This window comes from Bradyrhizobium sp. CCBAU 53340 (genome assembly GCF_015291645.1).
In the GTDB taxonomy this organism is placed as follows: domain Bacteria; phylum Pseudomonadota; class Alphaproteobacteria; order Rhizobiales; family Xanthobacteraceae; genus Bradyrhizobium.
Genome location: NZ_CP030055.1, coordinates 3444959 through 3457524 on the forward strand (window position 1 = coordinate 3444959; position 12566 = coordinate 3457524).

General features: G+C 64.1%; 15 protein-coding genes and 1 tRNA gene. 11 read left to right on the forward strand and 5 right to left on the reverse strand.

Features of this window, described 5'->3' with window-relative positions; genetic code table 11:
- Positions 1-2 precede the first annotated feature (2 nt).
- From XH89_RS16230 to XH89_RS16240, 3 genes are all read left to right on the forward strand, one after another.
- Positions 3-797: an NUDIX domain-containing protein gene (locus XH89_RS16230; protein WP_194467976.1), complete on the forward strand. Its 795-nt coding sequence runs from the start codon at positions 3-5 to the stop codon at positions 795-797.
- Positions 798-876: 79 nt separating this feature from the next.
- Positions 877-1791: a DMT family transporter gene (locus tag XH89_RS16235; RefSeq protein ID WP_194467977.1), complete on the forward strand. Its 915-nt coding sequence runs from the start codon at positions 877-879 to the stop codon at positions 1789-1791.
- 90 nt (positions 1792-1881) lie between these two features.
- Positions 1882-4569, forward strand: a complete 2688-nt coding sequence (locus XH89_RS16240) for a PAS domain S-box protein (RefSeq protein WP_194467978.1) — start codon at positions 1882-1884, stop codon at positions 4567-4569.
- A gap of 108 nt (positions 4570-4677) precedes the next feature.
- Here XH89_RS16240 and XH89_RS16245 read toward each other — a convergent pair whose 3' ends face one another.
- Positions 4678-5031, reverse strand: coding sequence for a GrlR family regulatory protein (locus XH89_RS16245; RefSeq protein ID WP_194468503.1), 354 nt, complete (start codon positions 5029-5031; stop codon positions 4678-4680).
- A 261-nt stretch (positions 5032-5292) separates the two neighbouring features.
- Here XH89_RS16245 and XH89_RS16250 point away from each other — a divergent pair, with 261 nt between their 5' ends.
- Entirely contained in the window at positions 5293-5790 is a 498-nt protein-coding gene (locus tag XH89_RS16250) for a hypothetical protein (RefSeq protein ID WP_194467979.1), read from the forward strand.
- A 28-nt stretch (positions 5791-5818) separates the two neighbouring features.
- On the opposite strand, the gene XH89_RS16255 is transcribed toward XH89_RS16250, so the two are convergent.
- On the reverse strand, positions 5819-6205 hold the full coding sequence (locus XH89_RS16255; RefSeq protein WP_194467980.1) for a VOC family protein: 387 nt from the start codon (positions 6203-6205) through the stop codon (positions 5819-5821).
- 152 nt (positions 6206-6357) lie between these two features.
- Between XH89_RS16255 and XH89_RS16260 the strand changes: the two genes are divergently transcribed.
- The 3 genes from XH89_RS16260 to XH89_RS16270 all read left to right on the forward strand — a co-directional run bounded on the left by XH89_RS16260 (position 6358) and on the right by XH89_RS16270 (position 7757).
- Positions 6358-6912, forward strand: a complete 555-nt coding sequence (locus XH89_RS16260) for a hypothetical protein (protein ID WP_194467981.1) — start codon at positions 6358-6360, stop codon at positions 6910-6912.
- A 159-nt stretch (positions 6913-7071) separates the two neighbouring features.
- Positions 7072-7530: a hypothetical protein gene (locus tag XH89_RS16265; RefSeq protein ID WP_194467982.1), complete on the forward strand. Its 459-nt coding sequence runs from the start codon at positions 7072-7074 to the stop codon at positions 7528-7530.
- 150 nt (positions 7531-7680) lie between these two features.
- A tRNA-Arg gene (locus XH89_RS16270) sits at positions 7681-7757 on the forward strand.
- A gap of 69 nt (positions 7758-7826) precedes the next feature.
- Here the strand turns inward: XH89_RS16270 and XH89_RS16275 are convergent.
- Together XH89_RS16275 and XH89_RS16280 are read right to left on the reverse strand one after the other, a co-directional pair.
- Positions 7827-8792 (reverse strand): helix-turn-helix domain-containing protein, encoded by a 966-nt coding sequence (locus tag XH89_RS16275; RefSeq protein WP_194468504.1) that lies wholly within the window; start codon positions 8790-8792, stop codon positions 7827-7829.
- A gap of 262 nt (positions 8793-9054) precedes the next feature.
- Positions 9055-9330 carry a hypothetical protein gene (locus XH89_RS16280; protein WP_194467983.1) on the reverse strand — a complete coding sequence of 92 codons (276 nt, stop codon included), beginning with the start codon at positions 9328-9330 and terminating at the stop codon, positions 9055-9057.
- A 291-nt stretch (positions 9331-9621) separates the two neighbouring features.
- Here XH89_RS16280 and XH89_RS16285 point away from each other — a divergent pair, with 291 nt between their 5' ends.
- Both XH89_RS16285 and XH89_RS16290 read left to right on the forward strand, forming a co-directional pair.
- Positions 9622-10032, forward strand: coding sequence for a DUF3775 domain-containing protein (locus XH89_RS16285; RefSeq protein WP_194467984.1), 411 nt, complete (start codon positions 9622-9624; stop codon positions 10030-10032).
- Between the two features lie 38 nt (positions 10033-10070).
- Complete coding sequence (locus XH89_RS16290; RefSeq protein ID WP_194467985.1) at positions 10071-10532, forward strand: host attachment protein; 462 nt, start codon at positions 10071-10073, stop codon at positions 10530-10532.
- Between the two features lie 34 nt (positions 10533-10566).
- Here the strand turns inward: XH89_RS16290 and XH89_RS16295 are convergent, their stop codons facing one another.
- Entirely contained in the window at positions 10567-10830 is a 264-nt protein-coding gene (locus XH89_RS16295; RefSeq protein WP_194467986.1) for a hypothetical protein, read from the reverse strand.
- A gap of 296 nt (positions 10831-11126) precedes the next feature.
- Here XH89_RS16295 and XH89_RS16300 point away from each other — a divergent pair, with 296 nt between their 5' ends.
- Positions 11127-11570, forward strand: a complete 444-nt coding sequence (locus XH89_RS16300) for a hypothetical protein (protein WP_194467987.1) — start codon at positions 11127-11129, stop codon at positions 11568-11570.
- Positions 11571-11659: 89 nt separating this feature from the next.
- On the forward strand, positions 11660-12532 hold the full coding sequence (locus tag XH89_RS16305; protein WP_194467988.1) for a DMT family transporter: 873 nt from the start codon (positions 11660-11662) through the stop codon (positions 12530-12532).
- The last annotated feature ends 34 nt before the right edge of the window (positions 12533-12566 follow it).

Sequence of the window (12566 nt, forward strand, 5' to 3'; positions counted from 1 at the left end):
GAATGGCCGAGACATCAGCATCACGCCCGGCCTCGACCATCCTCCTGCTGCGCGATGGCGCCAAGGAGATGGAGATCTTCATGATGGTCCGCCATCATCAGATCGAGTTCAACTCGGGCGCGCTGGTGTTTCCCGGCGGCAGCGTCGATGCCGGCGATCAGGAAATCGTCGCTCGCGCCGACCTTTATTCGGGCGGCGAGGCCTTGAGCGAAGCGGAGCGCGGTTTTCGCATCGCCGCGATCCGCGAGACGTTTGAGGAAAGCGGCATCCTGCTGGCGCGCGCGAAGGGCTCGAACGCACCTGTCGATGCCAAGCGCGCCGGCGAGATCGCCGACGCGCATCGCGTCGCGCTCAACGAGCACAAGATCAGCTTCCTCAGCATTCTCGCCGACAACGGTCTCCAGCTCGCGCTCGACACGCTCGTGCCTTACGCGCACTGGATCACGCCGGAGGGCATGCCGAAGCGCTTCGACACCTGGTTCTTCCTTGCGGCCGCACCGCCCGACCAGCTCGGCGCGCATGACGGGCGGGAGTCGACCGACTCGATCTGGGTTTCCGCGCGCGAGGCGGTGGAGGGCGGCGAGAGCGGCCGCTTCAAGCTGCCGTTCCCGACCACGCGCAACCTGATCCGGCTGGCCAAGCAGCCGCGCGTGAGCGCTGCACTCGACCATGCCAGGGGCCTGTCGATCGTCACGGTGATGCCTGTCATGACCAAGACCGAGAGCGGCCGCCAGCTCCGCATTCCTCGCGAAGCCGGCTATGACGGCGAGGTGTTCGAGGTCGGCGCGGTCGGCTAATACACTTCGACGCGCAACGAAGTATTGGCGAACGCGAACGAGCTAGGTTCCGTCCATCGTGGAATGGACGGAGCGCGTCATGGATACCAGGCAGCAGACCAACGTCGCCGTCGAGCTGGCGCTGCTGGTCGGGCTCGCAACGCTGTGGGGCGGCTCCTACACTTTCATCAAGCTTGGTGTCGCCACCATTCCGCCGGTGACCCTGATCGCGGCGCGCACGTCGATCGCAGGCCTGCTGCTGCTCATTGTCATGCGGGCGAGGGGCATCAGCATGCCCACGGACGCCGCGACCTGGCAGCGCTTCGCGTTCCAGGCCGTCCTCAACAGCGTCATCCCCTGGACCCTGATCGCCTGGGGCGAGCGCCATGTCGATGCGGCGCTTGCCACCATCCTCAATTCGGCCGGGCCGATCTTCACCTTCCTGCTCACCGCGATCGTCACCCGTCATGAGGCCACGACGCCGCGAAAGCTGTTCGGCGTGGTCGCCGGCATGGCCGGCATCCTGCTGATCGTCGGCGTCGATGCGTTCCGCGACATCGGTAGCGGCCTCCTCGCGGAAGCGGCGATCGTCGCCGCCACCGTCTGCTACGCCTGCGCCGCGATCTTCGGCCGTAGCTTCAAAGGCCTCGATCCCATGGCGCCGGCCGCCGGCTCGTTGCTGGCGGGTGCGGCCGTGCTGATCCCGGCCTCGCTCGTGCTCGAGCAGCCTTGGGCGCTGTCGCCCTCGCTCGCTTCCGTCCTGGCGCTGCTCGCGCTCGCGGTATTCTCGACCGCGGCGGCGTTCGCGATCTATTTCCGCTTGATCCAGACCCTCGGCTCGGTCGGCACCACGGCCCAGGCGTACCTGCGCGTCCCGATCGGGGTTGCGATCAGCGTCGCTTTCCTGGGCGAAACGCTGAGCCGGACCGCATGGATTGGTCTCGCCTGCGTCGTCCTCGGCGTCGCCGCCATGACGATCCCGGCCCGGCGGGCTGCCGTCGCTAAACCATCATGAAAAACAGCCCCTTCCGGCCTCCGGAGGCATGTTCCCCCGGAGGGGCGATACAGCGTATATTGGGCGGGTATGGAGTCCGGTTCCGCCCCAATGCCCGTCGAAACGCCACCGAATTCGCCGCCGAAGCGATCGTTTTCGCTGTCGATCGGCCAGATGACGTTCGGCAGCTTCATCCTGGTGCTGGCGGTGATCATCGTCACCTCGACCGCCAGCGTGATCGCGATCCGGCATATCGACGCCACCTTCGCCGAACTCCAGCGGCTGCAAAGCGTCGGCGATCTCGCCGAAGACATCGACCGCCGCATGAACGATTTGCGGCTCGCCGCGCGTGACTTCGTCACCGATCCTGGCGCCGGCATCCAGTTCAAGCAGGTCGGCGAGGCCGCCTCGACCCTGAGCGACATTCTCAAGAAGACCCGCATTGAGCTTGCCCCTGAACAGCAGGACATGATCGACGGCGTCTCCGAGCGGCTTGCGACCTATCGCAGCGGGCTGGAGCGGATCTCGACCCTGATCGATCGCCGTGCCCAGTTGCTCGCCGGGCTGCCGCCATTGCGCGACCAATTCGACGCAGCGGTCTCCGCAAGCGGCGACCGTGATCTTGCCGCCCGCCTGTCGGAGGCGCAGAGCCGGATTGCGCTCGGGCTGCTCGCGCGCAATCCATCCGCTGCCGAGCAAGCCGCGCAGAGCATGCGGACCATGGAGATCGCCGACAGCGGATTGAAGGCGGCCGTGAACAATTACGCCGATGCCATCATCGCGGTCGCCGTCCGCGAACGGCAGATCGCCGATATCGACCGCGAGGTGCTGGGGACCGAGGGGCGGCTGATCGGCCGCGTCACCGAATTGCTCCGCGACGTCAGCGACCGCCGCGGTCACGTGCTGTCGCGCGACTTTGCCCGGACGCTCGCGGAAGCGCGCTGGCAGAGCATCGTGCTCGGCAGCATGGGCGTGCTGATCGGCATCCTCGCCGCTGTCTTCGTGGTGGGACGAACTGTGCGCCCGCTGGCCCAGATCGCGCGCTCCATCCGTGCCCTTGCGGCGGGCGTGAAGGATACGTCGATCCCGTCGGCCGATCTCAACAACGAGATCGGCGACATCGCCCGCGCCGCCGAGGTGTTCCGCCGTGCGCTGGAGGAGGCCGACACCGCCCGCGAAGCGGCGGTGCGCGCGCTCACCGAGCAGCGGCTGGCGGAAGAAAGCTATCGCAAGCTGTTCGAGGGCTCGATCGACGGCATCTACGTGACGACGCCGGCAGGCGATCTCCTCAACGCCAATCCGGCGCTGGCGCGGATGATGGGCTATGACAGCCCGCAGCACCTGATCGACAGCATCAGCGACATCGCCCATACCATCTATGTCCATCCCGAGGCGCGCGCGGAATACCAGCGGTTAATGCATCGCGACGGCATGGTACGCGAGTTCGAGTACCAGGTGCGCCAGCGCAGCGGCGACATCCTCTGGCTTTCCGACAGCGCGACCGGCGTGCGGGACGAGGATGGCAAAATTGTCCGCTACGAAGGCACGCTGCGCGACATCACCGACCAGAAACGGGCGGAAGATGCCATTGCCGAAGGCCGGCGCCTGCTCCAGCAGGTCATCGACACCGTGCCCGCCGTCATCAACGTCAAGGACCGCGACCTCCGTTACGTGCTGATGAATCGCTATATGGCCGGCATCTTCGGCATCGAGCCGGGCGATGCGCTCGGCCGCACCACGGCCGATCTGATGTCGCGCTATGGCGCGGCCAAGACCGACGAGAACGACAAGCGCGTTCTCCGCCAGCGGAAGGGGCTCGGCTTCTACGAGGAGGAGTACAAGGACGCCTCCGGCAACATGCGGCAATGGCTGGTCAACAAGCTGCCGCTGCTCGATGCCGAGGGCGAGATCGAGCGGATCGTGACCGTGGCGCTCGACATCGGCGAGCGCAAGCGCGGCGAACAGGAGATGCGGAAGGCCAAGGACGCCGCCGAGACCGCGCTGCGCAATCTGCGCGAGACCCAGGCCTCGCTGATCGAGGCGGAAAAGCTCGCCGCCCTTGGGCGCCTGGTTGCCGGCGTCGCCCACGAGGTCAACAATCCCGTCGGCATCAGTCTGACCGTCGCCTCTGCGCTGGAGCGCAAGACGGCGATATTCAGCGCCGAGGTGGAGCGCGGCGAGCTTCGCCGCTCGACGCTCAACGACTATCTCAACACCAGTCGCGATGCGTCCTCGCAGCTCGTCTCAAATCTCAATCGCGCGGCCGAACTGATCCAGTCGTTCAAACAGGTCGCGGCCGACCGCAATTATTCCGACCAGCGCACCTTCGACCTCGCCGACCTCACCGAGCAGGTGGTGATGAGCCTGCGCCCGGGCCTGCGCAAGCAGAACCTGACGCTCAATGTCGAGTGCCAGCCTAACCTGACCATGAACAGCTATCCCGGTCCGTACGGGCAGGTGCTGACCAATCTGTTCCTGAATTCGGTGGCGCACGCTTTCCCGGATGGACGCGCGGGGGTCATCGACATCCAGGTGCGTGAATCCGGCAAGGACAATGTCGAGATCATCGTCTCCGACAATGGCTGCGGCATGTCGCTCGACGTGCGCCGCCGTGCCTTCGATCCGTTTTTCACGACGCGGCGCGATCAGGGCGGCACCGGCCTTGGGCTGCACATCGTCTACAGCATCGTCACCAACCGGCTCGGTGGGCGGCTGGACCTCGATTCCGAGCCGGGTGGCGGCACGCGCATCCAGATGATCCTGCCGCGCACGGCGCCGCTGGAGCAGGCTGCAGAATAGCTCGCGCCAGAGCTTTTCCCATTCCGATGGAATCGGAACGGGGCTCTAGATTCTTGTCTTGACGCGTTTTCTTGACGCGAACCGGTACCCACTTCGCTCGAAAACGCTCTAATCGACGTCGACGAGCTTGTGCAGGGTGGCGCCGAAAATCAGGCTGGCCTTGCCGACCAGCGCCGTGCCGGTCATTTCTGCGCGTGTGTCGGTGTAAGTCCCGCTGACGCCGATGCCGACCGGAGCAGGGCCACCGAACAGCGGATTGTCGTCGCCGCGCGGTGACGTGTGCCGTTGCACCAGCACCTCGCCCTTGAAGGTGTGGTCGTCTTTTACGACGTAGCTGCCGGTGTAATAGAGGTACGCATCGCCGCCAAGGATCTTGCCGTCGCGAAAAAGAATCACGCCGCTGCCCTTGCCGACTCGACCATCGAGCAGGCTCACGTGGATCGAATAGAGGCCGTTCTTCATAACGTCCCGAGGCCGGCCGCCATCGCCCAATGGCGTAACCGGTGAAGCTTTTATGCCAAAGCGCAACTCTTCGCGCAACGCGGCAGTTTTGCCTGCAATGGTGTTTCGTGCCGGCACGCGAACCGTAGTCATCCCGGCTTGCCTGTGACGCAGATATGACGGTCTCATCATGCAGCGAGGCCAGTCGCTGCGAATCAGAGTTGGCCCGCGAAATGCATAGCCATTGTTGCACTGGCCGCGGGGTGCTGGAGCAAGACGAACGTGAGCAACTGGATCGATTCCGGCGGCGATGAGCCGCGTCTGTACAGTGCGCGTCCCACGATTTGCGAAACGCAGCGACGGCGAACCGGCCGTCCCACACGATGGCGAAGCGCGGCAAGTGTTGCTTGCGCGCTGGCGCTGATCACGCTGGTTGCCCCGCTCGGGCACGCACGCGACCGCGGCCAGTTCGTCAACACCAGTGCCGAGCTGAAGGCCTGGTTCGACGGCTTGCGCAGCGGCAAGGGGCCATGCTGCTCCGATGCCGACGGCTCGGCGATCTCCGACTCCGACTGGGAAAGCAAGGACGGGCACTATCGCGTCCGCATCCCGCGCCTCGGCTACGTCATCGAAGGCAAGGAGCAGGAGCTTGTCTGGGTGGATGTGCCCGAGGATGCGGTGATCTCGGAGCCCAATCGGGTCGGGCGTACCATGGTATGGCCGATCTACGGCTATATGGGCGTCAGCATCCGCTGCTTTATGCCGGGTAGTATGACCTAGCTAGCCGGGCAGCGCTTCGCCTGCCGCGTCACGTATATTTCTTGTCGCGCTCAAGCAGCTCGATGGAGATGCCTTCGGGCCCGCGAATGAAGCAGATGCGAACGCCTGGCCGGATCGTGGTCGGCTCGCGCGTGAAGGTTACGCCCTTGGCCTTGATCTCGGCGGCGACGGCGTCGATGTCCTTCACCGTGAGCCCGAAATGGTCGAGGCCCTGATGAGGGTGCGGAGGCGGCGGGCTGACGGTGCTGTCGCCTTCCAGCGGCGCGATGAAGATCCTTGCGCCGCCGAGATTCACGTCGATACGTCCCGGCGCGCGCACGATCTCGCCGCCGAGGACATCGCGCAGCCAGGCCGCGGTTGCTTCCGGATCGGGGCTGCGCAGATGGACGTGATCCCAGGTGACGACAACCGGCATTTCAATTCCTCCCGATAGGGGCTTTGCGATGTTGCAGCGCATGTTAGCGATCCCGACCGACGATCGCCACTGCAGCTCCTACCCGAGATTCCCACGGTCGCGGGAACCTTAGTTCGTCTCGTGGATTAACGAGGGAGGCGGGTAATATACCTATGAGCGCAGGGTCTGGCCGGATCGGACTGGGAAATCTCGTCAGGAATGGCGAGGATTCGCTGCGGTCCAGGCTCGCAAGCATCTGGCTCAAACGCGGCCTTCTCTGGTTGTTGGCCGCGATCGTCACTGGCGGTGCCGTCTGGCTGGTGATGCCGCCTTCCGAGGGAAACGTCGCACAAACCGGGCCGGTGAAAATGGCGCTGGCAACCATCGATCCAGCTTCCCCGACAACCGCCTCGGATACCTCCGCCACCCAAGCTGCAGGCCTCGACGGGCTGAAAATCTCGTCACAGACTTGGCGCCGCGGCGGACTTGGTTCGAAGGCGCTGGTGACCTTCACCTTGCGAAACGACAATGACTATGCCGTAAGGGACGTCGAGATCGTCTGCGCTTTTGCGCGACGCGACGGCAGCCATTTGACCGACCGTAGTCGCGTGCTGGCCGACATCGTCGGCATGAAGAGCCGCAAGACCTTTGCGCGCGTTCCCGTCGGGTTTGTTAACGTGAACGCCGATCAGGCCAAGTGCTCGTTGGTCACGGCGCGGCGCGTCTAAGGGGACCACAGTTCGCTAGCGGAAAAGTTACCGTCCTTGCCCATTGGCCAAATTCTTGGCGTTGCCATTTGAACCAAAGGCTGGCCGCAGGAACCAATTAGAGGATCGCCGGTTGAGGCGAAAAGCCCACGCGGGGATGCGGGGGGCGGAGCGCGGCCAATGCCCATCTTTCGGTATTTCATGTTCGTCGGTGGAGCGCTACTCGCACTGTTGTTCGCAGTTGATGTTGTTTGGCCGACGTCGCCGGCCGCGCAGGCCGTTGCGAGTGCAGGCTACGACCAGCCACTGATCCGGATCCGGTCCGACCGCCATCTGCCTGACCGCGTCGTGCTTGATACCAGCCAGCCGACCATCGCAGCGCCCGCGACAAAGACAGCTGCCGTCGCCGCGCCTCAGCCGACCGCGCAGGCGGATCCATTGGCTGACATGTCGGCGAAGTCGCGGGTGCGCGAGACATTCGCCCAATTTACGCCGAAGGCCGACGCCAAGCCGCAGGCCCAGGCCCCCGCTCAGCCCAGGCGCAAGGTGGCTCGGGCGCGTCCGGCGCCGCAGCGTGGCCAGCCGATGATGCTGGTGGCGCAGCAGCCGCATTTCGGTCTTTTCAACACGACATGGTGACAGTGCCTTTGGCCGCCTCGATTAAGGCGGAGGGGGCTTTTTATTGTCTGACCGCTCTGCTAATTCGAACCGATCCGAACGTCGTCGATGGGCTGGCCTGCCAGCATATGACCGTGGCGCTTCGGTTGCGGCCCAATATCTGGGGCCAGGGCGCTCGTAGCTCAGCTGGATAGAGCATCGGATTTCGATTCCGAGGGTCGGAGGTTCGAATCCTTCCGAGCGCGCCATCGTCACTGTTGTCCAGGCCGTCGCATCCGTCCGCGCCGTCCGCTCGCGCGGGATCTGTGGCGCCGCTGTCAGCTTGCCGAAAGTCCGGCTTGCCGCGCCCTCGCCAACGTATCGGAAGGTGCCTCGTGGAAAGTTGCGCGGTACGCCGCCGCAAACTCGCCGAGGTGATGAAAGCCCTGGGCGCGCGCACACGTGGCGACCGAGACGCCACTGCTCCTGAGGAGTTGCGTGCGGGTGGCCCACAGCCGCTTCAGGCGGATGTATTGATGCAGGCTCATGCCGCGCACTTTGCTCACCGCGCCGCTGAGCGTGCGGACCGAGACGCCGAATTCACCGGCGAGATCCGCGGTATAGATCGGAGAGGTCGGATAGGCCGAGACATAATCGTCGATCTGCTGAACGAGCCTTGCGGATCGCGCGCCGGCGCTCGGTGTGCGGCGCTCGGACATTGGGTCTATCTGAAACAGGTCGTCGAGAGCGAGCAGCAGGCCCTCCTGGAGATGCGCCGCGACTTCCGTGGTCTCGAACATGTGCGGCTCGACCGAGGCGGTCCGGAGAATGTCTTGCACGAGCTGCCGCGCATAGAGATGAGCGGCAGCGTCCGCGATGCGAATCCACAGAGCGTCGGCGCGATCGAACCAGCCGCGATCCTTGAGTGTCGGCGCGAACATGATCAGCGCATGATAATTGATCTGGGGCTCGACGAAATGGCAATGGTGGTTGCCCCGCAGGGCGATGAAAAAGCGCGAGTCGATATCCATTCCGCTCGAACTGGCGCGCAGGTTATCGCTCATCGGCAGGATCACCATACCGCCCGGTGCGCGGTAGGTGGTCTCCAGGATACGTGCAAACGACCTTGCGACAATGATCCGGCATGCCGGCAGGTTCACGATCGCGCGCGCTGCCGCGAAGTTGGCGACGTCGAGCGGAATGCTGCGGGCGTCTTCCAGCGACTCGGCCGGGCGAAACGAGTCGACGTCGGTAAACCGGGTCAGCTGGAGGGCGGAGGAGGGGGCGAGAGCGTCGAAGAACATGCATCTGGCCAGATCTTGCAATGTGACAATAAAATGAACGCGGCCATCAATGGCGAAACCCGACGATTCAGTAAACTGGATTCCGGGCCGTAGTATTGCGGGCGTCATGCCACAGGGACGGTCGGATCGATGCCGCCGTCGACGGTTTCGGCTCACCAGCTGATCGATGGTATGAGCCTCGTACCAGGCGAGTGCAGGCGTCAAAGCTCGCCGCCTGCACCATCTCGCAAAAGCGAAAGGGCCCCAGAGGGCCCTTCAAATCTCACCAGCGGCGATAGCCGTAATAGCCATAGTAGCGCGGTCCATAGTAACGCGGGCCATAATAGCGCGGCCCATAATAATATCCCGGGCCGTAACCGTAATAATAGTTCGGCCGCCACCAGCAGCGTCCCCAGGCGTTGCAAACCATGCGGACCTGCTCGACGTTGGAGGCCTGCGGCGCGGTCGGGGCCGGTGCAACGGGCATGGCTGACGCCGTCGACGATACCGCGAGGGTGCCGAACAGGGACGCGGCGACAAGGCCGATCTTGAGCTTCATGATGTCTTCCTCCGCTTACGCAATACAGGATATCGAAGTTGTTCTGATCAAATTGTGGCGGAACCGAAATGTAATGGTGATGAACAAATCCTCGTCGGTCCGCTGAGGCCTGATCCAGCGCGGGCAAACTACCTAGGTTCACGTCCATAGCCAAGACCGTGCGCGCTGCAGCCGGGTCGGGCGACCGCTGCCGTTTGTTGATCCCGCTCAATTCGCAGATCCGGCTCTGCTCCTAGTCTGATTACACCAAGGCCGTGGCAAGGTGCCGGCGGTCGGGCAGGGTGAATCTCGATGCGAGCCATTCCAAATCTGTCGATCTCGCCGGAGAAGGTCTTCTTCGTCGTATCAAAGGCGCGCCGGTCCGATAGCGAGGCGGCCGGGGGCGGGGTCATTCTGGATTCCGGTGACGACGACATGAGCTATGGCCGCGGCGGGCGTGGCGAAGCCACCGACCGTGCCGAGCTCGCCGGCTTCATCCGCGACCTCAACGTCGACGAGCAGATCGACCTCGTCGCGCTGACCTGGCTTGGACGTGGCGACGATGAACTCTCCAACTGGCGCGACCTGCTTACCCAGGCGGCGCAGGCCCATAATCGGCGCACCGCATCGTATTTGATCGGTACGCCCATGCTCGCCGACTATCTGGAGGAGGCGATGGCGCAGTTCGGCAAGTCCTTCGAGGAGTTCGAAGAGCATCTCTGACCCGTGACACGGCGCGTAGTTTTTTGAGGAGCAGTGCAATGAACAAGATGAGGATCGACAAGGGCGACTGGCTCGTCGTGTGCGACGGACGCAAGGCGCTCATTCTGGAAAATCTCGGCGATGAGATGTTTCCGAACCTGCACACCAAGGAGGTGCACGAGCAGTCCAATCCGTCGACCGCCGCGCAAGGGACCGACGCGCCGGGCAGGTTGCATGCGTCGGTCGGCGGCGCCCGCAGCTCGGCGGAGCAGACCGACTGGCATGACGAGGCCGAGCGGATCTTCCTGCGAAACCTCGCTGGCCGGCTCGATACTGCGCTCAGCTCGGGGGAGACGTCGGCGCTGACCATGGTGGCCTCGCCGCGCGCACTGGGCATGATCCGTACGGATTACTCGGACGCGGTGCGCAAGGCACTTCGCGGCGAGGTCGGCAAGGACCTCGTCAAGCTGCCGGTCTACGAGATCGAGAAGCAATTGCTGCTGTCAGGGGCCACCGGTTAAGGCGGGCCCCGCCGCCAGAGCCGCGTCGGCGCTCTCAGTAGCAGGGGTGCCGGCGGCGGTCCTGGCCGATATAGGCGGCCGCGCTCTGATAGCAGTGGTTGGTGGACGGGCCATCGTAATAGGCAAAGGTGCCTGGGGTGAGGCCGGGGCCGTAATTGTGCAGATAGCTGATCGGATAGGGCAGCGGGTTGGCATAGTAACGGTGGTACCGGTGATGCGCCCGCGCCTCCGCCAGACTGGGGGCGAGGATTGCTGCCGACAGGGCAGCAACCACGGCAACAAGCTTCAACTGGCTCATCTCGATTCTCCGGAACCCGCGCTTAGAGGTCAGTTCCTTATAGCCATTTTGGGCAGGGCGGGCACCTGTCCGGGGACCGGAAATCGGGCCTAATCCGGCTGATTCTCGGGCGGGTGTGACCGAAATGCCGGAGGAAGCCCTGGCGGCCTGCCCATTTTTGGCCTTTTCGGGATGCTTAACGAATTCCCCACACAAGTATGGCCAAAGAGAATCCGGTCAAAGATTCCCCGCGCCAGTCCTGTGGGGTGCTCTTCGAGGCCGGTTCGTTTCTGCAAGGTTCTCACCGTCACGCTGTCATGCGCATCACGCTCCTCAGCCTGCTGTTGCTCTTCGTCGCCGCTGCGCCTGCGCGGGCCGAGCTGCACATCACCCGCGACCACGGCGGCTATGTCGAGGAGTACAAAGCCAAGTACAAGCGCGTCCGCGACAAGGGTGAGCGGGTCATCATCGACGGCATCTGCAATTCGGCCTGCACACTGGTGCTCGGCATCGTGCCGATGAACAAGATTTGCGTGACGCCGCGCGCGAGCCTCGGCTTTCACCAGGCCTATTACGACAAGGCCTTCACCTTCGGAATCAAGGTCACCAGCGCCGAGGGGACGTCCGACCTGATGTCCTACTACCCTGATACGGTGAAGGACTGGATCCGCCGCAATGGCGGGCTCACCACCGACATGAAGAAGATCAAGAACGGGGTCGAGCTCTGGAAGATCATCGATCCCTGCCCGGAAGAATGGTGATCGGCTGATCTGGTCAGCCGCGCGCGCCGCAGCGCAGCATCGGAAATTCGCATTGCCGCACCGCGCCCGCTCGGGCAATGAGGCAGGCAATGAATCATAGTCAAGATCCTCTGGCCGCCCGTGCCGCGCCGGTGCTGTTCGTCCTGCTCTGGAGCACGGGTTTCATCGGCACCAAATACGTCGTCAACAACGCCGACCCCTTGACCTATCTCGCCATCCGCATGGCGCTGGTGGTCGGCTTGATGGCGATCATCGCCGGCATTGCCCGCCCGAAATGGCCCGATCGCAGCGGTATCGCGCATAGCGCAGTCGCCGGCATTCTCATCCACGGCTTCTATCTCGGCGGCACCGCGATAGCGATCGCACATTCGATCCCGGCGGGGCTCTCCGCGCTCATTCCAGGCCTCCAGCCGATCCTGACCTCGACCATCGCCAACCGCTGGCTCGGCGAGAAGGTGACGCCGCTGCAATGGGGCGGCCTGCTGCTGGGACTGGGTGGCGTGGTCCTGATCCTGCACAATCGCCCGATGACCGGCGAGGCCGGGCTCGGGTGGCTTGCTTCGGTGGTCTCGCTGATCAGCATCACCTTCGGCACGCTCTACCAGCGCCGCTACTGCAACCACATCGACTGGCGCGCCGGCAATCTGGTGCAATACCTCGCCGTCACGATCTTCTTCGCAGCCGGTGCTTTCCTGTTCGAGGATCGCGTCGTGCACTGGACGCGGGAGTTCGTGCTTGCGCTGGCCTGGCTTGTAATCGCGCTCTCGATCGGATCGATCGGGCTGTTGTACTGGCTGATCCGCCACGCTGCGGCAACGTCGGTCGCGAGCCTGTTCTATCTGGTACCAGCGGTGACGGCGCTGATGGCCTATCTGCTGTTCGGCGAAAAGCTCGATGCGCTGGCGATCGCCGGCATGGCGATGTGCGCGACCGCGGTGTTCGTGGTCCACCGGCGCGCGTAGACGGGCTTGCGGAATACATCCCTGACGTGCAGCA

Coding starts and splice junctions, on each gene's coding strand:
- XH89_RS16275 (WP_194468504.1), bottom strand. CDS start 8,792: ATGTTCTTCGACGCTCTCGCCCCCTCCTCCGCCCTCCAGCTGACCCGG.
- XH89_RS16230 (WP_194467976.1), top strand. CDS start 3: ATGGCCGAGACATCAGCATCACGCCCGGCCTCGACCATCCTCCTGCTG.
- XH89_RS16300 (WP_194467987.1), top strand. CDS start 11,127: ATGCGCATCACGCTCCTCAGCCTGCTGTTGCTCTTCGTCGCCGCTGCG.
- XH89_RS16280 (WP_194467983.1), bottom strand. CDS start 9,330: ATGAAGCTCAAGATCGGCCTTGTCGCCGCGTCCCTGTTCGGCACCCTC.
- XH89_RS16235 (WP_194467977.1), top strand. CDS start 877: ATGGATACCAGGCAGCAGACCAACGTCGCCGTCGAGCTGGCGCTGCTG.
- XH89_RS16245 (WP_194468503.1), bottom strand. CDS start 5,031: ATGAAGAACGGCCTCTATTCGATCCACGTGAGCCTGCTCGATGGTCGA.
- XH89_RS16265 (WP_194467982.1), top strand. CDS start 7,072: ATGCCCATCTTTCGGTATTTCATGTTCGTCGGTGGAGCGCTACTCGCA.
- XH89_RS16285 (WP_194467984.1), top strand. CDS start 9,622: ATGCGAGCCATTCCAAATCTGTCGATCTCGCCGGAGAAGGTCTTCTTC.
- XH89_RS16290 (WP_194467985.1), top strand. CDS start 10,071: ATGAACAAGATGAGGATCGACAAGGGCGACTGGCTCGTCGTGTGCGAC.
- XH89_RS16255 (WP_194467980.1), bottom strand. CDS start 6,205: ATGCCGGTTGTCGTCACCTGGGATCACGTCCATCTGCGCAGCCCCGAT.
- XH89_RS16295 (WP_194467986.1), bottom strand. CDS start 10,830: ATGAGCCAGTTGAAGCTTGTTGCCGTGGTTGCTGCCCTGTCGGCAGCA.
- XH89_RS16305 (WP_194467988.1), top strand. CDS start 11,660: ATGAATCATAGTCAAGATCCTCTGGCCGCCCGTGCCGCGCCGGTGCTG.
- XH89_RS16260 (WP_194467981.1), top strand. CDS start 6,358: ATGAGCGCAGGGTCTGGCCGGATCGGACTGGGAAATCTCGTCAGGAAT.
- XH89_RS16240 (WP_194467978.1), top strand. CDS start 1,882: ATGCCCGTCGAAACGCCACCGAATTCGCCGCCGAAGCGATCGTTTTCG.